Annotated in this window: 19 protein-coding genes; 12 read left to right on the forward strand and 7 right to left on the reverse strand. The window is 66.8% G+C overall.

What is annotated here, in order from left to right:
- Window positions 1-96: 96 nt before the first annotated feature.
- Window positions 97-984, reverse strand: a complete 888-nt coding sequence (locus E1J61_RS22800) for a LysR substrate-binding domain-containing protein (RefSeq protein WP_133096269.1) — start codon at window positions 982-984, stop codon at window positions 97-99.
- A 77-nt stretch (window positions 985-1,061) separates the two neighbouring features.
- On the opposite strand from E1J61_RS22800, the gene E1J61_RS22805 reads away from it, so the two are divergent.
- Window positions 1,062-1,916, forward strand: coding sequence for an IclR family transcriptional regulator C-terminal domain-containing protein (locus E1J61_RS22805; protein ID WP_133096270.1), 855 nt, complete (start codon window positions 1,062-1,064; stop codon window positions 1,914-1,916).
- A 12-nt stretch (window positions 1,917-1,928) separates the two neighbouring features.
- Here E1J61_RS22805 and E1J61_RS22810 read toward each other — a convergent pair whose 3' ends face one another.
- The 4 genes from E1J61_RS22810 to E1J61_RS22825 all read right to left on the reverse strand — a co-directional run bounded on the left by E1J61_RS22810 (window position 1,929) and on the right by E1J61_RS22825 (window position 5,660).
- Window positions 1,929-2,777, reverse strand: a complete 849-nt coding sequence (locus tag E1J61_RS22810) for a dioxygenase (RefSeq protein ID WP_133096271.1) — start codon at window positions 2,775-2,777, stop codon at window positions 1,929-1,931.
- Between the two features lie 22 nt (window positions 2,778-2,799).
- A complete protein-coding gene (locus E1J61_RS22815; protein ID WP_133096272.1) occupies window positions 2,800-4,443 on the reverse strand; it encodes a class I adenylate-forming enzyme family protein in 1,644 nt (547 codons plus the stop codon).
- The gene (locus E1J61_RS22820) at window positions 4,440-5,237 is read right to left on the reverse strand and encodes a citryl-CoA lyase (protein WP_133096273.1); all 798 of its coding nucleotides are present in this window, start codon (window positions 5,235-5,237) and stop codon (window positions 4,440-4,442) included. Before E1J61_RS22820 ends, E1J61_RS22815 begins: the two co-directional genes overlap by 4 nt.
- Window positions 5,238-5,384: 147 nt before the next feature.
- Window positions 5,385-5,660 carry a hypothetical protein gene (locus E1J61_RS22825; protein WP_133096274.1) on the reverse strand — a complete coding sequence of 92 codons (276 nt, stop codon included), beginning with the start codon at window positions 5,658-5,660 and terminating at the stop codon, window positions 5,385-5,387.
- A 247-nt stretch (window positions 5,661-5,907) separates the two neighbouring features.
- Here E1J61_RS22825 and E1J61_RS22830 point away from each other — a divergent pair, with 247 nt between their 5' ends.
- Window positions 5,908-6,582, forward strand: a complete 675-nt coding sequence (locus E1J61_RS22830; protein ID WP_240745872.1) for a TetR/AcrR family transcriptional regulator — start codon at window positions 5,908-5,910, stop codon at window positions 6,580-6,582.
- On the opposite strand, the gene E1J61_RS22835 is transcribed toward E1J61_RS22830, so the two are convergent.
- Both E1J61_RS22835 and E1J61_RS22840 read right to left on the reverse strand, forming a co-directional pair.
- Window positions 6,570-7,034 carry an acyloxyacyl hydrolase gene (locus E1J61_RS22835; protein WP_133096276.1) on the reverse strand — a complete coding sequence of 155 codons (465 nt, stop codon included), beginning with the start codon at window positions 7,032-7,034 and terminating at the stop codon, window positions 6,570-6,572. The two genes, E1J61_RS22830 and E1J61_RS22835, sit on opposite strands and share 13 nt — an antisense overlap.
- A gap of 15 nt (window positions 7,035-7,049) precedes the next feature.
- Window positions 7,050-7,346: a putative quinol monooxygenase gene (locus E1J61_RS22840; protein WP_133096277.1), complete on the reverse strand. Its 297-nt coding sequence runs from the start codon at window positions 7,344-7,346 to the stop codon at window positions 7,050-7,052.
- A gap of 343 nt (window positions 7,347-7,689) precedes the next feature.
- On the opposite strand from E1J61_RS22840, the gene E1J61_RS22845 reads away from it, so the two are divergent.
- From E1J61_RS22845 to E1J61_RS22895, 10 genes are all read left to right on the forward strand, one after another.
- Window positions 7,690-8,328 (forward strand): hydrolase, encoded by a 639-nt coding sequence (locus E1J61_RS22845; RefSeq protein ID WP_133096278.1) that lies wholly within the window; start codon window positions 7,690-7,692, stop codon window positions 8,326-8,328.
- Window positions 8,329-8,772: 444 nt separating this feature from the next.
- Window positions 8,773-9,828 carry a LacI family DNA-binding transcriptional regulator gene (locus E1J61_RS22855; protein WP_133096552.1) on the forward strand — a complete coding sequence of 352 codons (1,056 nt, stop codon included), beginning with the start codon at window positions 8,773-8,775 and terminating at the stop codon, window positions 9,826-9,828.
- Window positions 9,829-10,065: 237 nt separating this feature from the next.
- Window positions 10,066-10,869, forward strand: coding sequence for a transporter substrate-binding domain-containing protein (locus tag E1J61_RS22860; RefSeq protein WP_133096279.1), 804 nt, complete (start codon window positions 10,066-10,068; stop codon window positions 10,867-10,869).
- 54 nt (window positions 10,870-10,923) lie between these two features.
- Window positions 10,924-11,682 carry an amino acid ABC transporter permease gene (locus E1J61_RS22865; RefSeq protein WP_133096280.1) on the forward strand — a complete coding sequence of 253 codons (759 nt, stop codon included), beginning with the start codon at window positions 10,924-10,926 and terminating at the stop codon, window positions 11,680-11,682.
- Window positions 11,679-12,329 carry an amino acid ABC transporter permease gene (locus E1J61_RS22870; protein ID WP_042879405.1) on the forward strand — a complete coding sequence of 217 codons (651 nt, stop codon included), beginning with the start codon at window positions 11,679-11,681 and terminating at the stop codon, window positions 12,327-12,329. Before E1J61_RS22865 ends, E1J61_RS22870 begins: the two co-directional genes overlap by 4 nt.
- Window positions 12,316-13,050 (forward strand): amino acid ABC transporter ATP-binding protein, encoded by a 735-nt coding sequence (locus tag E1J61_RS22875; RefSeq protein ID WP_133096281.1) that lies wholly within the window; start codon window positions 12,316-12,318, stop codon window positions 13,048-13,050. The genes E1J61_RS22870 and E1J61_RS22875 overlap by 14 nt, the downstream gene beginning before the upstream one ends.
- Window positions 13,047-13,844, forward strand: coding sequence for a sugar phosphate isomerase/epimerase (locus E1J61_RS22880; protein WP_133096282.1), 798 nt, complete (start codon window positions 13,047-13,049; stop codon window positions 13,842-13,844). Before E1J61_RS22875 ends, E1J61_RS22880 begins: the two co-directional genes overlap by 4 nt.
- Window positions 13,841-14,785 carry a sugar kinase gene (locus E1J61_RS22885; protein WP_133096283.1) on the forward strand — a complete coding sequence of 315 codons (945 nt, stop codon included), beginning with the start codon at window positions 13,841-13,843 and terminating at the stop codon, window positions 14,783-14,785. The genes E1J61_RS22880 and E1J61_RS22885 overlap by 4 nt, the downstream gene beginning before the upstream one ends.
- Window positions 14,786-14,805: 20 nt before the next feature.
- Window positions 14,806-15,795 (forward strand): D-glycerate dehydrogenase, encoded by a 990-nt coding sequence (locus E1J61_RS22890; RefSeq protein WP_133096284.1) that lies wholly within the window; start codon window positions 14,806-14,808, stop codon window positions 15,793-15,795.
- A gap of 24 nt (window positions 15,796-15,819) precedes the next feature.
- On the forward strand, window positions 15,820-16,635 hold the full coding sequence (locus E1J61_RS22895) for a shikimate dehydrogenase (protein ID WP_133096285.1): 816 nt from the start codon (window positions 15,820-15,822) through the stop codon (window positions 16,633-16,635).
- The last annotated feature ends 16 nt before the right edge of the window (window positions 16,636-16,651 follow it).

Consider the following 16,651-nt stretch of genomic DNA (forward strand, 5'->3'; position numbering starts at 1 on the left):
GGTGACTGCCATGCAAGATTGGAAGAACCGGCGCGCGTGGTAAAGCAGTGATTGGCGAGCCTGCCATCGCATAGCGCGATGGCAGGCGCGTCTGTGCTACGCGGCGTCGAGCAGGCGGTCGACCAGCAGCCGCGCCACCGCCGAGAGGCTGTCGTAGGCGCGCACGCCGATCACCAGTTGCCGCGCGGCCCAGGGCTCGTCCAGCCTGACGGTACGGATGCCGAGGGTGTCCTGGTAAGGCGCCGCGCTGGACCTCGGCAGGATGCCCAGCCCCATCCCCGCCTGCACCATCAGGCACAGCGCGTCATAGCCAGGCACGTGTATGCGCGGCTTGAACACGAGGCCGGCCTCGCTGGCGGCCCGCACCAGCTGCAGATGAATCTGGCTGCCGGCATGCATGCTGACCAGATCAAAGTCCAGCGCCTCGCGGATCGACACCGACTGCCGCGCTGCCAGCGGGTGGCCGTCTGGCACCGCCACCACCAGTTCGTCGCATTGGTAGGGAAAGGTCTCGAGTTCCGCGCCTACCGCGCACGCGGTGAAGATGCCGATATCCGCGGCGTTCTCGGCCACGGCGCGCACGATGGCGGTGGAGACGCGCTCATCAAGGCGCACGTCGACACGCGGATAGTCCGCCAGGAACGACTTGAGCTGCGCCGGCAGGAACTGCGTAATGGCGGAGACGTTGGCGAATACCCTGACCTGGCCGCGCAGGCCTCCGCCGAAGTCGCGCATGCGCGTCACGATGTCGTCAAGGTCGTGCAGCACGCCGCGCGCCAGGTGCACCAGCTCGATGCCGGCCGTGGTCGGCTCTACGCCCTTGTTGCTGCGCCGGAGCAGGGCCGTGCCCAGGCCTTGCTCCAGCTCGCTGATGCGCTTGCTGACCGCGGCGGCGGCCAGGTGCGCACGCTCGGCGGCGGCTGCGATGGAGCCCTCTTCCGCCACGCAGACAAAGAGCCGCAGCGAGGTAGGATCGAGTCTCATGTTGCTATGTCTCCCGGGCGCCGGCCATGGCGCCCTCCTTTCTGTTCCAGCCTGGGCGTTGCGGATAAAATGCGCGCATGACCTCCGCCGCCAAACCCACCGCCCCCGTCGACCAGGACGCCCCGCCCAAGCTCGAAGAAGGCCACCGCGACTACGTCGCGGCGCTGGCGCGCGGCCTGGCGGTGATCCAGGCGTTCACCGACACCACGCCGGAAATGACGCTGAGCGAAGTCGCCCAGGCCACCGGCATGACGCCCGCCACCGCGCGCCGTGCCTTGCTGACGCTGCAGGCGCTGGGCTACATCGGCGCCAACGGGCGGCGCTTCGTGCTGCTGCCCAAGGTGCTGTCGCTGGGCGCCGCATTCCTCAGCTCGATGAACCTGCGCGACATCGTCCAGCCCTTCCTGCAGGAAGTGGCCGAGCGCTTCCGCGATTCGGTCTCGCTCGCCATCCTCGACGGCGACAGCGTGGTCTACCTTGCGCATGTGCCCAGCCAGCGGCGCATCGCGTTCCGCGCCTCGGTCGGCTACCGGCTTCCGGTGCATTGCACCTCGCTCGGCCTCGCCTTGCTGGCGCATGCGACCAAGGCCCAGCAGAACAAGGTCCTGGACAAGGCACCGTTCCAGAAATTCACGCCGATGACGCTCAGCGATGCTGATGCGCTGCGCGCCGCGCTGGCACGCACGCTTGAACAGGGCTATGCGATCCAGCACGGCCAGCTCGAGCTCAACGTCCTGTCTATCGCCGTGCCCGTGCGCGACCCCCAGCAGCGCGTGATCGCAGCCATCAACTGCTCCACCGAGACCGAGCGCGCCAGCCCCGAAGAACTTGTCGCCACACGGCTGCCGGCACTGCGCGAGGCGGCCGCGATGATCGAGGCCGCCATCCGGCGGGCGCCCACGCTGGCGCATTCGATCCTGGCGGCCTCCTGAGCTGCGCGGGGCTCAGGCCGCCACTGGCGCCACCTCGGGCTCGATCACCACATCCAGCGTCAGCAGCTGGTAGCCGTCACGCTGCGGATGGGGCCCCACCTCGACGATGTGGTCATCGATGGTCGAGAAGATGCAGTCGACCGGGTTGGCGGGGTCGCCCTTGAAATAGATCTGAGAGGTCAGCGTGCGGTATCCCGGCTGCACCACCCGGTAGTGGATATGCGGCGCGCGCTGGCGGTTGCGGCCCAGGCGCCTCATCAGCACGCCCACCTCCGTGTCCTCGCGCCCGATGATGTAGCCGCCCGGCCGCACCGTGAAGATCTGGAAGCCGCCCTCCACATCGCAGCGCAGCTTGCCGCGCAGGTTGTCTTCGGACTGGGAGTCGTCTTCGTTCTCGTAGCGGCCGAACTGGTTGGGCTGCCACACGATCAGCGTCGCACCCGGCACCGGCTGGCCCGTGCGCGCATCCAGCACGCGGCCGCGCACTTCGAGCCGCTGCCCGGGCTCCTCCGCCGTCGCCAGGTGGCAGGGGTTGCTGCCTTCGGCCACCTGGTCCTTGGGGAACGGGCCGGTCACGTTCTGCGGCGTGGCTTGCTCGCCGGTGCGCGCCAGGTCCAGCGCGCGCATGGTCAGGCCCATCATGTCGCACAGCATGATCAGTTCATCCTGCGCGGCCACCCGGCCCAGCCAGGCGGCAATGCGATAGAGCTGCGCATCGGTCAGCTGCAGCTCGTCCAGCATGGCGTGGAAATGCCGCAGCGCCACGCCGAATTGCGCCTGCAAGGTCTCGTCCGAGCCGGGTGCGCCGGCGCACATCGCGTCCAGCGCGCGCTGGAGGGTGTAGTTGTCCTGGGTGCTCATGGTTGTCTCCTTTTGTTCTGGCTTATTGGCTGGCGGCCGACAGGTCGACCGCGCGCGCCAGCAGTGTCCGGTCAGCCTTCAGCTTGTGCTTGGCAGGCTTGTGCGTCGGTGTGTGCGGGATTGCGTCGACGGTGGCGATATAACGCGGCAGCTTGTGCACGGCCAGGCGGCCGCGCGCCCAGGCGAGCAGCTCGGCCGCATCGGCCGACTGGCCCGCGCGGAACTGCACCGCCAGCAGGATTTCTTCCTCGCCAATTTCCGCGGGCACGCCGATGGCCGCCGCTTCTTCCACCGCCGGGTGTTCGCCGAAGATGCGATCGAGCTCGGCGCCCGACACGTTCTCGCCCTTGCGCCGGATCACATCTTTCTTGCGCGCAACAAAGACGTAGTAGCCGTCCTCGTCCTGGCGCACCAGGTCGCCGGTGGCGAACCAGCCGTCGCGGAACGCCGCCTCGGTCTGGGCCGGGTCACGGTAGTAGCCTTGCATCAGCGTAGGCGTGCGGATCAGCAGTTCGCCCTCGCCGCCCGGGGCCACGTCGCTGCCTTCGTCGTCGACGATGCGGGCCTGCGGCACCGGCACCGCCGGATCCGGGTGGGGCGAGATCAGGCCCATGGTGCCAAGCTTGTGCGGGCCGTCGAACGGGTTGGCGATCACGCCCGGGATTTCCGTCATGCCATAGCATTCGATCAGCCGCGGCACGTGGAACTCCTGCTTCATCACACGCACCATTTCCTGGGTCTGCGGCGCGATGAACATCTTGGTGATGCGGTGGCCAGGCACGAACTCGGCACGCGGGCGCCGGGCCAGGATGCTGCCGGCCGCCGCCACCAGGTTCACCTCCGTGGCGCCGGTCTCGGCGGCGAACCGCCAGAACGACGACGCCGAGAACCTGCGCACCAGCACCAGGCAGCCGCCACACGCCAGGGCCCCGCCCACCGAATACATCAGCGCGTTGATATGGAATAGCGGCATCACGCACATCACGCGCTCGTCTGGCTGCAGCTGCAACCGGCCGACGAAGGCTTCGGCGGTCAGTACGTAGCCGCGATGGCTGTGCATCGCGCCCTTGGGGAAGCCCGTGGTGCCGGACGTATAGATGATCAGTGCGGTATCCCGGTCGCCGCCGTCGTCGGCAGGTTCGGCCGCAAGTTCGCCCGCCGCCGCCATCGACTGCTCCAGCGTCGGCACGCCGTGGTCGCCAGGCTCGTTGGCGCGCAGCCAGACCCCACCGCCCAGCGCCCGGGCGATGGCCGCACCGGTGTCCAGCGTAGCCGGTGCACACACCAGCCCGCAGACCTGCGCATGCTGGAACACGTACAGCGCCTCGTCCAGCCGGTATTCCGGGTTGGCCGGCACCATGGTCGCGCCGATGCGCGCCAGCGCAAACATCAGCACGACCGTGGACGGATGGTTGGGGGACAGCACGCCGACGCGGTCGCCGCGGCGCACGTGCATGGCCTGCGCCAGCCATTGCGCGGCTTGCGCGATCCGTCCCTCGAGCTCGCGATAGCTCCAGGTCTCGCCCTCGAAAAGCAACGCCGGCTTGTCCGGATGCGCCGCCACGCGGGCCGCGAGGAAACCGGTCAGCGTGAAGTCATGCGCCGGATACTGCCTGAGCACGTCGAGCGGCGCCATCGTGCCGGTGCAGGTGGCCGGCGCGCTCATGATGCTTGCGCCGGCGCGGCGCTGTAGGCGATGGCCTGTTCGGCGGCATCGGCCAGGATGAAGCCAATCGGCTGGCGGCGTTCCTCCTGCAGGTGGGCGATCAGGCTCGCCACGCGCGCCAGCAGCGGCACCCCCTTGAGCGCGGTGGCGGGATAGCCAGCGTCGAGCAGGACGGCGGGGATTGCGCCCGAAACGTTCAGCGGCAAGGGCTTGCTGTAATGCTCGGGCACTGCGGCGGCTACCGCTTCCAGCGCGGCCACGTGGTCGCCGGCAACTCCCAGCTCCCGCGCAATGGCCAGCAGCCGGTGCGCGCGCGGATCCCCCAGCTTGTGCGTGGGATGGCCAAAGCCTGGCAGTGGCTTGCGCGCCTGCCGCACGGCCCGGACCACCGAGTTCGCGCTCTCGGCCAGCGTGCCGTGTTCCCGCCCGGCGAGCACTTCCGCCAGCAGCTGGCCCGCGGTCTCCGATGCGCCCAGGATCACCGAGCCGCAACCCAGCACGCCAGCCGCCACGGCGCCTTGCAACGCATCCGGCGCGGCGGCCAGCGTCATGCGCGCTGCCTGCACCGAGGGGACCAGGCCATGCTCCGCGATCGCCACGAGGCAGGCATCGGTGATCGCCACCAGCTTTGCGCCGGGCTCGCGGCCGGTCAGCAGGAACAGGAAGTAGGCGGTGAAGCCGGTCTTGCCGATCAAGGCCTCGCTCAGGTCTTTGCCATGCACCGACACGCCGTGGATATCCACATGCGCGATGCTGGTCTGACCGGCAGCCCGGGGGTGTTTCGCTTCCGTCACGTTGTCTCCTTTTTTGCGCTACGCGCAATTTAATGCGATATGCGAATTATTTTAGGTGGGGGTGCGAGCCTCTGCAAGAACGGTAAACCCGCACCCCACCGTGACCTTGCGGCCGGCACTGCATGTGGCGCAGGACCGGCTTGCCGTTCAGGCGCCATCCGTGAACCGGTCGGCACTCCCAATTCTCGCGAGTGCGCCGTCGGTGAACAGATCTACCTGCCGCAGTCCGCCGTCGGTGAACGGATCCGCCTTGCGCACGGCAATCCGGCGGAATTGCTCATCGGCCAGGCGGCCGGATTGCGAACGCTGCAGGGCCTCGGCAACATGCGCCCCGTCTGTATAGACGTCCGCGGTGCGCACCGCGGCTTGCGCCCCGGCCGCCATCACCACCATCAGGATTGCGCCAATCGATGCCTTTTTCATCACTTGCTCCTTTTCTACCAGGAAGAACCTTGTGTCGACCGGGGCAATCTGCCCCGCACGTCTCACGATCCAAATATAATCAAACCGTACCGTATGGTACTAAATAAATTGAAAAACCTCACACGAATTTTTTGAAGAAAGGGGCGACGCATGGGCTGCCACTTGGATCACGCAAGCATTTGGTAGACTGCGCGGGGCGCCAGCGCCCCTTGCCCCCTGTTACTCCTCGCTACCGATGGCATCACCCGTGAGCGTTACCGACACTCCCCTGCACCGCCCGCCGCAGCGCATCACACGCCGTGGCGAAGAGAAGCGCGCCCTGATCCTGAGCACCGCCGCCGACATGTTCCTCGAGCACGGCTATGACGGCGTCAGCCTGGACGACATCGTCAAGGCGTGCGGGGGCTCCAAGACCAACGTCTACAGCTATTTCGGCGGCAAGGACGGTTTGTTCGTGGCGGTGGTGGAGCGGCTGTGCGACCGCTTCCTGGAAAAGACCGAGAAGGGCGTGGATGTGTCGCGCTGCGATGCGGCGCAGGGACTCGGCAAGATCGCGCACAGTTTTCTGCAGTCGCTGCTGGAGGAACGCCACCTGGCGTTCCTGCGGCTGATCTTCGCGGAATCGCGGCGCTTCCCCGCGTTGGGGAACGCCTGGTATACGCGCGGCCCGGCGGCGACCTGCGCCTATGTCGCGGCCTTCCTTGGCAGCCAGCAGGCGAGAGGCACGCGGCTCTCGGCAAGCCCTGAGGTCAGTGCCAGGCTGTTCCACGGCATGGTGCTGGCCAGCGTCCTGCACCGTGCGCTGGCTACCGGCGTCCGTCCGGACGACGCCGAGATCGATGCGCTGGTCCGCGACGCGATCGCGGTGATCGTGCCGGCCCTTGATGCCGGCACGCCCTCAGAAGCGCGTCAGAAGCGATAGCGGATGTAGCCCATGCTGAAGTTGACGCCCGGATTCGGCTCCTGAATGCCGGCGTTGGACAGGTGCTGGAAGCGGTAGCCGATGGTCAGGCGCCGCGCCTTGCCGAAGGCAACCCCGACGCCGACCATGTCTGAGAACTGGAACGCCGATCCCATGCGGTGGCCGCCGGCGATCTCGGTGTGGCCGAGCACGCGCAAACCCACTGACGCCTCGATAAACGGCGTGGCAAATTCCGCGGCATAACCCAGGCGAAAGATTGGCGAGATGCCGTACTCCATCAGCTGGCTGGACGGCCGGTTAGACAATGCGCGCCAGTTCGCGACATTGACCTCCCCATCCAGCGAGAGCGTGAAGCGGCTGGACAGCTGCCATTGCACGATGTCGTCCCAGCGCGCGGCGATTTCATACTTTTCCACGCCGTGGTCGTTATCGCCGCCATAGCCTCCCTGCATGGAGAACGCTGCCACTCAGGCCACAAGCTTCATCCGGTAGAACAACTCCATCCTTTCCACCGCATCGCTGCCATCTTCCTGGAAGCGGCGGATGTGCTCGGTCTGCGTATGGTGCGCCTCCTGCGCGGCGGGACTGTCCCAGTGCTCGATGAAGACAAAGCGCCGCGGATCATCCTGTTGCTCGAACATCTCGTAGCGCAGGTTGCCGGCATCGCGGCGGGAAGGCGCCACCACGGCCCGCAGTTTTTCCCGTAGCTCCGCCTCGCGCCCGGGCTTGGCATACAGGATCACCAGCACATAGAAATCGTCCATCGTTCGTGTCCTCCGCACATATGGTGTCGGCAAAGACTAGGCAAATACCACGGCGCAAGCAAGCAGGACACGGAGGGCGCGCGGATCGTTCTATCAGCGCGAACAGCATGTTTGGCAGATGGCTATCACGCTCGCCCCAATGCATGGCTTATGCTGCAAAGGCTCGTTGCGACGGCCGACCGCAACGCATGCCGGACGGCATCAAAACCGCATTTCCGGTTTGCAGTGTCCGGCAATGCCGGTACCGTCGCGGGGCAGTCGGGCCAGCTTCGCGCACAGTACATGCAGCGCCGGCCCGGGAACGCCGAGTAGCAGAAACCCACCCATTGTTCTGGAGATAACCATGGCGAGCGAACCCATTCGCGATCCCGCAAACGACCACCTGCTGACTCCGCAGAACGCAGCCTTCGTGATCATCGACTACCAACCGGTCCAGGTGAACTCCATCGCCTCCATGGACCGGCAGTTGCTGATCAATAACATCGTCGGCGCTTCGCGTGCCGCGGTTGCGTACAGGCTGCCGATCGTGCATTCCACGGTCAATGTGAGGACGGGCCTGAACAAGCCGCCAATCCCGCAGCTGCAGAAGGTGCTGGGCGACTTCCCTACCTATGACCGCACCTCGATCAACTCCTGGGAAGACGTGGAGTTCCGCGCGGCAGTGGAGGCGACGGGGCGCAAGAAGCTGATCATGACTGCCCTGTGGACGGAAGCGTGCCTGACCTTCCCGGCGCTGGACGCGCTCAAGGAAGGCTATGAGGTCTATGTCGTGGCCGACGCCGTAGGCGGTACTTCCGTGGCGGCGCACGAGGCCGCGCTGCGCCGCATCGAACAGGCTGGCGGCAAGATGATCAGCGTGGCTCAGCTGTTCTGCGAACTGCAGCGCGACTGGGCCCGCAGCGAGACCGTCCCGGCCTTCATGGATCTCTTCATCCAGACCGGCGGCACGGCTGGCATCCAGTTCTCCTACGACCGCACCTGAGATGCAGGCGGGCCGGCATGCCCGCCCCCAACTCCATGTGCCACGCGCCCCGCGCCACGCGGGGCGCGATTCCTTTGTTCTCTCGCTTAACACCGCCCCGACCGGAGCCGGCATGGCCGACTACTACCTCCTTTCCGGCCGTGTAAAGCCATCAATAGTTATCGTGCCATCGCATTCTGTGATGACAAAGCTAAAGACAAAAACACATGCTCGATAACTGAACGATACCTACGCCATGCCTTGCCGCTCGACACAACGCCGTCATATCGTCGGTGATGTAGCGGGGGTGATGCCGTACCTGCGCTTCCCTCTCCTCAGGGCCGTCCAGTGCCCATCGCCCCGTCATCAAGTGCCGACTTGCGCACTATTGCACTACTGAGCCCGGCGTGCTGGCGATCGTGGCAGTCGCGAGGCATAATCGTGAAACTGGTTTCATCCAACTTTATGCCGCCGCCCGTGACCCGACCGAAGTCCAACCCGCATCCCGCAGAAAAGCTCACCATCCAGGATGTAGCCGACTATGCGGGCGTTTCCAAGGCAACGGTATCGCGCTACCTGAACCGGGGTGGCCAGCAGTTGTCCACGGAGGTGGAGGAGCGCGTGGCATCGGCCATCCGCACACTTGGCTATAGTCCCAGTCCCATGGCGCAGGGACTCAAACGCGGCAAGTCTCGCCTGATTGGGCTGGTGGTGGCAGACGTGTCCAATTCGTTCTCGGTAGCAGTGCTGCGTGGCGTTGAGAAGGCCTGTCGCGATGCCGGCTATATGGTGATGCTGTTCAACCTGGGCAACGACGAGCAACTGGAGCGCGAAGCCATTCGCTCGCTCTCGGCTTACCGCGTGGAGGGTTTCATTCTGCATACACTGGGCCACGACGCCGGTGCCCTGGCCGATGCCGCGCAGCTGGGCAAGCCCGTCGTCCTGGTTGATCGCAAGGTCGGCGATGCGGAAGTCGATCTTGTCGCCCTGGACAACCTGACTGCCGTCCATGAAGCGGCCGGCCACCTTGTCGACGCCGGTTATCGGCACATCCTCTTTATCAGCGAGCCGATCAAGGCCATCAGCTCGCGCAACGAGCGCGCCCGCGCATTTCGAAGCTTTATCGCCGAACACGCGGACACGGTCAGCGGATCTGCTTTTGAAGCCCACAGAGGTGACGACGATGCCCTCGATGAAGCGCTGCGCGAGCTGCGCCGGCGTGCCGGCCAGGCGCCCGTTGCCGTGCTGGCAGCCAACGCAGTGATCTCGCTGCGCGTGGCCGCGTCGGCCGCCCGACTGGGGTGGCAACTCGGTACCGACCTTGGCCTGATAGGCTTCGATGACCCCGAATGGGCCGCGTTGGTCGGCCCGGGCCTCAGCGCCATTTCCCAGCCGACCGACGATATCGGGCGCGTTGCCACCAATTGCCTGATCGAGCGCCTGCAAGGCGGCCAGCTGCCGCCGCGGCGGGTGCTGTTGCCCGGCACGCTGGTCACACGCGGGTCCACCCGCCGCGGCTGATCACTCCCCCGCCGCCGTCCGGCGTGCGCGCGCAAGCCACGCATAGAGCCGCCGCACCAGCGTAGCGGGTGCGCAAGCGCGCCCATTTCCCCGTCGGAACAACCTCGGAGCGCCCGTAAGGGTTTCCACTGCTGTATCTCTGAAACCGGTTTCCTATAATCCTGAAACCGGTTTCAAATCCGGCATGCAGATCGCTGCCGCCAGCGACACCTTTCATATCCGTGCAGGAGACATCCAATGAACGCCCAACACCTGTTGCGCCGCTTTGCCACGCCCGTACTGGCTTTGCTGATCCTGGCCAGCGCCGCTGTTACCGCCCAAGCCCAGACCGTCGCCGAGATCGTCAAGAAGGGCAAGGTCACCATCGGCGTGGTGACCGGTGCTCCGCCTTTCGGCACCACGGACGCCACCGGCAAACCCGCCGGCTATGACGTCGACGTGGCCAACCTGCTCGGCAAGTACCTGGGCGTGCCGGTCGATATCGTTCCGCTCACCTCGCCCAGCCGGATTCCGGCGCTGGAAGCGGGCAAGGTCGACTTCCTGGTCGCGACGCTGGCGCCGACGCCGGAGCGGGCGCGTGCCATCATGTTCAGCTCGCCCTACAGCGCATTCGAGCTGACCATCTTTGCGCCTACCGCTGCCAAGTACGCCAAGCTGACTGAGCTCGGCAAGAAGAAGGTGGGCGTGACGCGCGGCACCACGCAGGACACCGCGCTGACCCGCCTGGCGGTGCCCGGCATGAATATCGTCCGCTTCGAGGACGATGCCACCTGCGCGCAGGCGCTGATCAGCAACCAGGTCGACGCCATTGCGCTGCCCAACACCACCGGCAACGAAATCATGAAGGCGCGCGGCGCCGGCAAGTTCGACGCCAAGTTCGCGTTCTCGGTGCAGCCGAATTCGATGGCCGTGCGCCGCGACGCCTTCGAGCTGCGCCAGTGGCTCAACACCACCATCTCCTACGTCAAGCTCAATGGCGAACTCGATGCCATTGCGCAGAAGTGGACCGGCAAGGCGCTGCCCGCGCTGCAAACGTTCTGAACCAGGCCGTCTGAGGTTGCGCGCCGGCGCCCGCCGGCGTGCCAGGAGACCCGCATGCACTACCAATTCGAATGGACCCCGGTGCTGTCGCAGCTGGATCGCTTCGCGGAAGGCGCCGCGATGACGCTGGCACTCAGCTTCGGCTCGATCCTGCTTGGCACCCTGGTCGGCACCGCCGGCGCCATTGCCGCCGCTTTTGGCGGCCCGTGGCTGCAGCGCGTCACCAGGGCCTATGTCGAGGCGATCCGCAACACGCCCTTCCTGATCCAGCTCTTCATCATCTTCTTCGGCTTGCCGACCGTGGGCCTGCAGATCGATGCCGTCACCGCCGCGGTGATTGCGATGACCGTCAACCTCGGCGCCTACTCGACTGAAATCATCCGTGCCGGATTGCAGGCGGTACACCGCTCGCAGCTCGAAGCCGCCGCCGCGCTGGGCATGACGCGCTGGCAGCTGATCCGCCACGTCGCGCTGGTACCGGCCTTCGAAAAGGTCTATCCCGCCCTGACCAGCCAGTTCACGCTGATGATGCTGACCTCGAGCGTGGTGTCGACGATCTCGGTGGAAGAGCTGACGGCGGTCGCCAGCCAGGTCGATTCGCAGACCTTCCGCACCTTCGAGAGCTACATCCTCGTCATGTTCCTCTATATCGGGCTGGCACTACTGCTGCGCGCCATGTTCGCCCTGATCGGCAACCTGGTGTTCAAGCGGCGCCGCGTGGTGGCGCGCGCACGAAAGCTGGCCCGCACGGCGCCGGTCGTGCCGCTGGCGCGCGCCGAACTGACGGCAGCGGTTGCTGGGAGCACGAAATGATCACCGAGTTTTCCTGGAATCATCTTGAAATCCTGCTGCTGGCCGCACGCTGGACGCTGTGGGTGACCTTGCTGGCCTTCGTCGGCGGCACGCTGGCCGGTTTCCTGGTCGCGCTGGCGCGTACCTCCAGAAGCCCGCTGCTGCGCCTGGCCAGTACGGTCTATATCCAGGTCGTGCAAGGCACGCCGGTGCTGATCGTGCTGTTCCTGAGCTACTACGGCCTGTCCGTGCTCGGGCTCAAGCTGTCGCCGATGGTCGCGGCCATGCTGGCGATGTCGATCTACGCCAGCGCCTATCTTGGCGAGATCTGGCGCGGCTGCATCGAGGCCGTGCCGCAAGGACAGTGGGAAGCCAGCGAGGCGCTTGCCCTCACCCGCTGGCAGCAGCTGCGCTACGTGGTGCTGCCGCAGGCGGTGCGGCTGGCCTTGCCGCCCACCGTGGGGTTCTCGGTCCAGCTGGTCAAGAACACCTCGATCACTTCCATCATCGGCGTCATCGAGCTGACCCGCGCCGGCCAACTGATCAACAACGCGACCTTCCAGCCCTTTGCGGTCTTTGTCGTCGTCGCACTTATCTACTTCGCGCTCTGCTTCCCGCTGTCCGCGGCGGCCCGGCGCATGGAAAGGAGGCTCCATGTCAATCGTTGAAGCACAAGGCGTGCACAAATCGTATGGCTGCGTCGAAGTCCTGAAAGGCGTGTCGTTTGCCATCGAGCCGGGCCAGGTAGTCGCCATCATCGGCCGCAGCGGCTCCGGCAAGAGCACCATGCTGCGCTGCCTGAACGGCCTGGAGACGATCAATGCCGGCAATATCACCGTCGCCGGCCACAAGCTGGATCACGACCGCAAGCGCTTGCTCGACCTGCGCCGTGACGTGGGCATGGTGTTCCAGAGCTACAACCTGTTTCCGCACCTGACCGTGGGCCAGAACATCGCGCTGGCGCCGGCCATCGTGAAGAAGATGGCCGCAAGCCGGATCGACGGCATCGTCGCCCAGGTGCTGACCCAGGTCGGCCTGCTCGACAAGAAGGACTGCTACCCCGAGCAACTCTCGGGCGGCCAGCAGCAGCGCGTGGCCATCGCCCGTTCGCTGGCGATGGAACCCAAGGTGATGCTGTTCGACGAAGTCACCTCTGCGCTCGACCCCGAGCTGACGGCGGAAGTGCTTCGTGTCATGGAGAACCTCGCTGCCTCCGGCATGACCATGGTGCTGGTCACGCATGAGATGGAATTCGCGCGCCGCATGGCGCATACCACCATCTTCATGCACCAGGGCAAGGTCCACGAGGCGGGCCCGTCGAAGGCGCTGTTCGCGCAGCCACGGACGCCGGAACTGCAGCAATTCCTCAGCGCGGGAGCACTGAAATGAGCCAGTGGCAAGCAGAAGGTGCAGATGGAGCCTCGCGCCCGCCGGTCCTGATCTCGCTGACCGCCTATGGTGCCGACCTCGCGCTGCGCGACGGCCAGGCGGCGCTGGCGCGGATTGCCGCGGCAGCGGGCGCGGATGGCGTGGAATTCCGCGGCGAACTCCAGCGCGGGCACAAGGAGGAAGTCATCGAACAGCGCGAGGTTGCTGGGGAGCATCGACTGGACGTGGTCTGGTCCAGCCCGGAAGGCCTCTGGAATGACGCAGGCAGCCTCGATGCCGCCGCGCTCGACCGTGCCTTCACGACCGCGCTGGCGCTCGGTGCGAGCCGGGTCAAGATGTCGCTTGGCGGCTATCGGGCAGGCACGGCACTGGAAGCGCTGCTTCCCTGGCTGCGGCACGAGGGCATCGAACTCGTCGTGGAAAACGACCAGACCGCCCGCGCCGGCACCGTACCGCCGCTGCGCGACTTCTTCGCGCGTATCGCGGCGCTCGGCGAGACCGTGCCGATGACCTTCGACATGGGCAACTGGCACTGGACCGGCGAAGACCCGCTCGACGCCGCGCAAGTCTTCGGCGCCAACGTCGGCTACGTGCACTGCAAGGGCGTGCAGCGCACGCCCGCCAAATGGATCGCGGTACCGCTCGACCAGTCGGCCGCACCCTGGCGCGGCGTCTTGCGCCGCCTGCCCACGCAGGTTGCGCGTGCGATCGAATTCCCGCTGCAAGGCGAAGACCTGGTACAGGTCACGCGCCATCATGTCGAACTGCTGCGTTCGGTGGAGGTTCCCGCATGAGCCCCGATCTTGACGTGGTCACGCTGGGCGAGGCCATGCTGATGCTGGTCGCCGGCGAAGCCGGGCCGCTCGAAGGCGCGCAGACCTTCCACAAGCGCACCGCCGGTGCCGAGACCAACGTGGCCATCGGCCTGTCGCGCCTGGGCCTGAAGGTCGGCTGGGCCAGCCGGCTGGGCGACGACTCGATGGCCCGCTACCTGCTCGGCGAAATGCAGCGCGAAGGCGTGGATTGCAGCCAGGTGGTATGCGAGCCCGGCGAGCGCACCGGCTTCCAGTTCAAGGGCCGGGTCGACGACGGCAGCGATCCGCCCGTCGAATACCACCGCCGCGGCTCGGCGGCGAGCCGCATGAGCCCGGAGCACCTGGACGACAAATGGCTGCGGCGCTCGCGGCACCTGCACGTCACCGGCGTGTTCCCCGCGCTGGCGGCAGGCACGCAGGCTGCCACGCGCCAGGCCATCGCCACCATGCGCGCCGCCGGCCGCACGATCTCGTTCGATCCCAACCTGCGGCCCACGCTGTGGGCCACGCCCGAGCTGATGCGGGAGACGCTGAACGACCTCGCGCAGCAATGCGACTGGGTACTGCCCGGCATCGAGGAAGGCCGCTTCCTCACCGGCCACGCCGAGCCGGAACGCATTGCCGCCTTCTACCGTGCCCGCGGCGCGAAGCTGGTGGTGGTGAAGCTCGGTGCCGACGGCGCCTACTTCGATGGCGAGGCCGGCAGCGGCCATGTCGAGGCGTTCAGCGTCGAGCGCGTCGTCGATACCGTTGGCGCCGGCGACGGCTTTGCCGTGGGCGTGATCAGCGCGCTGCTGGAGGGCCGCCCGGTGGGCGAAGCCGTCCGGCGCGGTGCCTGGATCGGCGCCCGGGCGGTGCAGGTGCGCGGCGATACCGAAGGCCTGCCGACCCATGCCCAGCTGGCGGCCGCCAGCCTGTGAAGCCACAGCAAGGACTACCCATGCGCAAGAATGTACTGGTGTTCCGGCCGATTCCTGACGACCTGCTCGCCAGGATCGAGTCGGAGCATGACATGATCGTGGCTGACCCGCGCCAGCCGGCACAACGACCGGCCTTCCGCGCCGCGCTGGCATCCGCCCACGGCCTGATCGGCTCCAGCGTGAAGCTGGGCGCGGCGGAACTGGCCGAAGCCGGCCGGCTGGAAGTGATCTCGAGTATTTCGGTGGGCGTCGACAACTATGACCTCCCCTGCCTGCACCAGCGCGGCATCACGCTGTGCCATACGCCGGGCGTACTTACCGAGACCACGGCCGACACCGTCTTCGCCCTCATCATGGCCACGAGCCGCCGCCTGGTCGAGCTGGCGGCCCACGTCAGCGAAGGCCGCTGGACCGCCAATATCGGCGACAGCCTGTTCGGCTGGGACGTGCACGGCAAGGCGCTGGCGATCCTGGGTTTCGGGCGCATCGGCCAGGCCGTGGCGCGGCGCGCGGCGCTCGGCTTCGGCATGGAGGTGCTCTACGTCAACGAGACTGCCATGGAGCCGCCCGACCTGGTGGGGCGCGCCACCCGGACGGAACTCGACGACGCCTTGCGCCGCGCCGATATCGTCGCCATCACGCTGCCCCTGACAGACAGCACCCGAGGCCTGATGGGCCCGCGCGAGTTCGGGCTGATGAAGCCGGGCGCCATCTTCGTCAACGGCGCACGCGGCCAGATCGTGCAGGAAGACGCGCTGCTCGCGGCGCTGGCAAGCGGCCACCTGCGCGCGGCCGGGCTGGACGTCTTCGCCACCGAGCCTCTGCCTCAGGATTCGCCGTTGCGCCGCCATCCCAGGGTGACCGCCCTGCCCCATATCGGCTCGGCCACGCATGAGACCCGTCGTGCCATGGCCGAACTGGCCACGCGCAACCTGCTGGACGCGCTCGCCGGGCGGCAACCTGCCGCGCGCTTCGACCTGGCGGCCTTTGCCGCCCAGGCAGCCGCCTGATTTTCCTCGCAAGGACACCCCGCAATGCCCGGTTCCATTCCCACGCTGTGCGGCTCGATCATGGGCGAGCCCTTCACCTTCAATGTGCGCATCCACAATGCCGCCTATCGGGCGCTCGGGATCGACTACACCTTTGTGTGCTTCGGGGTGCAGGACGTGCCCGGCGCCGTGCAGTCGATCCGCACGCTCGGCGTGCGCGGCATGAATGTCTCGATGCCGCACAAGCAGGCCGTGATCCCCCACCTCGACCATCTCGACGAGACCGCCCGCGCCATCGGCGCGGTCAACACCATCAACAATCTCGATGGCGTGCTGACCGGCTACAACACCGACTGCATCGGCGCCGTCCGGGCATTCCAGGAGGTGACGGATGTGGCCGGCCAGCGCATTGCGCTGCTGGGCGCGGGCGGCGCGGCGCGGGCGATGGCCTATGGCTTGCGCGAGGCCGGCGCCAGCGTGACCGTGTTCAACCGCACCGCGGCGCGCGGCGAAGAACTGGCCGGCTCGCTCGGCCTGCGCTTTGGCGGCGGGTTGACGGATTTCCGCGCGGCGGATTTCGACATGCTCGCCAACGCGACCGCGGCGGGCTTTCGCGCCCCCGATGTCAACCCGGTCGCCGGACAGCTCGCCGCGCACCTGATCGTCATGGACGCCGCCTTCATCCCGGTCAGGAGCAAGCTGATCCGCGATGCCGCAGCGCTCGGCTGCCGCACCATCGACGGCACGCGCATGATGCTGCACCAGGCGTGCGCCCAGGTCGAGTTCTACACCGGCTGCGCGCGCGCGCCGATCGAGGCGATGGAGGCGGCGCTGCTTGAGGAGATTGCCCGCCTGTCTTAAGCCCCCGTCAGCATCA

The sequence above is a fragment of the Cupriavidus sp. L7L genome (assembly GCF_004353535.1).
Lineage (GTDB): Bacteria > Pseudomonadota > Gammaproteobacteria > Burkholderiales > Burkholderiaceae > Cupriavidus > Cupriavidus oxalaticus_A.

Excerpts from the sequence above, each read along its gene's own strand:
- E1J61_RS22800 (WP_133096269.1), bottom strand. The coding sequence starts at position 984 with ATGAGACTCGATCCTACCTCGCTGCGGCTCTTTGTCTGCGTGGCGGAA.
- E1J61_RS22865 (WP_133096280.1), top strand. The coding sequence starts at position 10,924 with ATGCACTACCAATTCGAATGGACCCCGGTGCTGTCGCAGCTGGATCGC.
- E1J61_RS22835 (WP_133096276.1), bottom strand. The coding sequence starts at position 7,034 with ATGCAGGGAGGCTATGGCGGCGATAACGACCACGGCGTGGAAAAGTAT.
- E1J61_RS22890 (WP_133096284.1), top strand. The coding sequence starts at position 14,806 with ATGCGCAAGAATGTACTGGTGTTCCGGCCGATTCCTGACGACCTGCTC.
- E1J61_RS22810 (WP_133096271.1), bottom strand. The coding sequence starts at position 2,777 with ATGAGCACCCAGGACAACTACACCCTCCAGCGCGCGCTGGACGCGATG.
- E1J61_RS22840 (WP_133096277.1), bottom strand. The coding sequence starts at position 7,346 with ATGGACGATTTCTATGTGCTGGTGATCCTGTATGCCAAGCCCGGGCGC.
- E1J61_RS22860 (WP_133096279.1), top strand. The coding sequence starts at position 10,066 with ATGAACGCCCAACACCTGTTGCGCCGCTTTGCCACGCCCGTACTGGCT.
- E1J61_RS22805 (WP_133096270.1), top strand. The coding sequence starts at position 1,062 with ATGACCTCCGCCGCCAAACCCACCGCCCCCGTCGACCAGGACGCCCCG.
- E1J61_RS22815 (WP_133096272.1), bottom strand. The coding sequence starts at position 4,443 with ATGAGCGCGCCGGCCACCTGCACCGGCACGATGGCGCCGCTCGACGTG.
- E1J61_RS22895 (WP_133096285.1), top strand. The coding sequence starts at position 15,820 with ATGCCCGGTTCCATTCCCACGCTGTGCGGCTCGATCATGGGCGAGCCC.
- E1J61_RS22875 (WP_133096281.1), top strand. The coding sequence starts at position 12,316 with ATGTCAATCGTTGAAGCACAAGGCGTGCACAAATCGTATGGCTGCGTC.
- E1J61_RS22885 (WP_133096283.1), top strand. The coding sequence starts at position 13,841 with ATGAGCCCCGATCTTGACGTGGTCACGCTGGGCGAGGCCATGCTGATG.
- E1J61_RS22880 (WP_133096282.1), top strand. The coding sequence starts at position 13,047 with ATGAGCCAGTGGCAAGCAGAAGGTGCAGATGGAGCCTCGCGCCCGCCG.
- E1J61_RS22845 (WP_133096278.1), top strand. The coding sequence starts at position 7,690 with ATGGCGAGCGAACCCATTCGCGATCCCGCAAACGACCACCTGCTGACT.
- E1J61_RS22870 (WP_042879405.1), top strand. The coding sequence starts at position 11,679 with ATGATCACCGAGTTTTCCTGGAATCATCTTGAAATCCTGCTGCTGGCC.
- E1J61_RS22855 (WP_133096552.1), top strand. The coding sequence starts at position 8,773 with ATGCCGCCGCCCGTGACCCGACCGAAGTCCAACCCGCATCCCGCAGAA.
- E1J61_RS22825 (WP_133096274.1), bottom strand. The coding sequence starts at position 5,660 with ATGAAAAAGGCATCGATTGGCGCAATCCTGATGGTGGTGATGGCGGCC.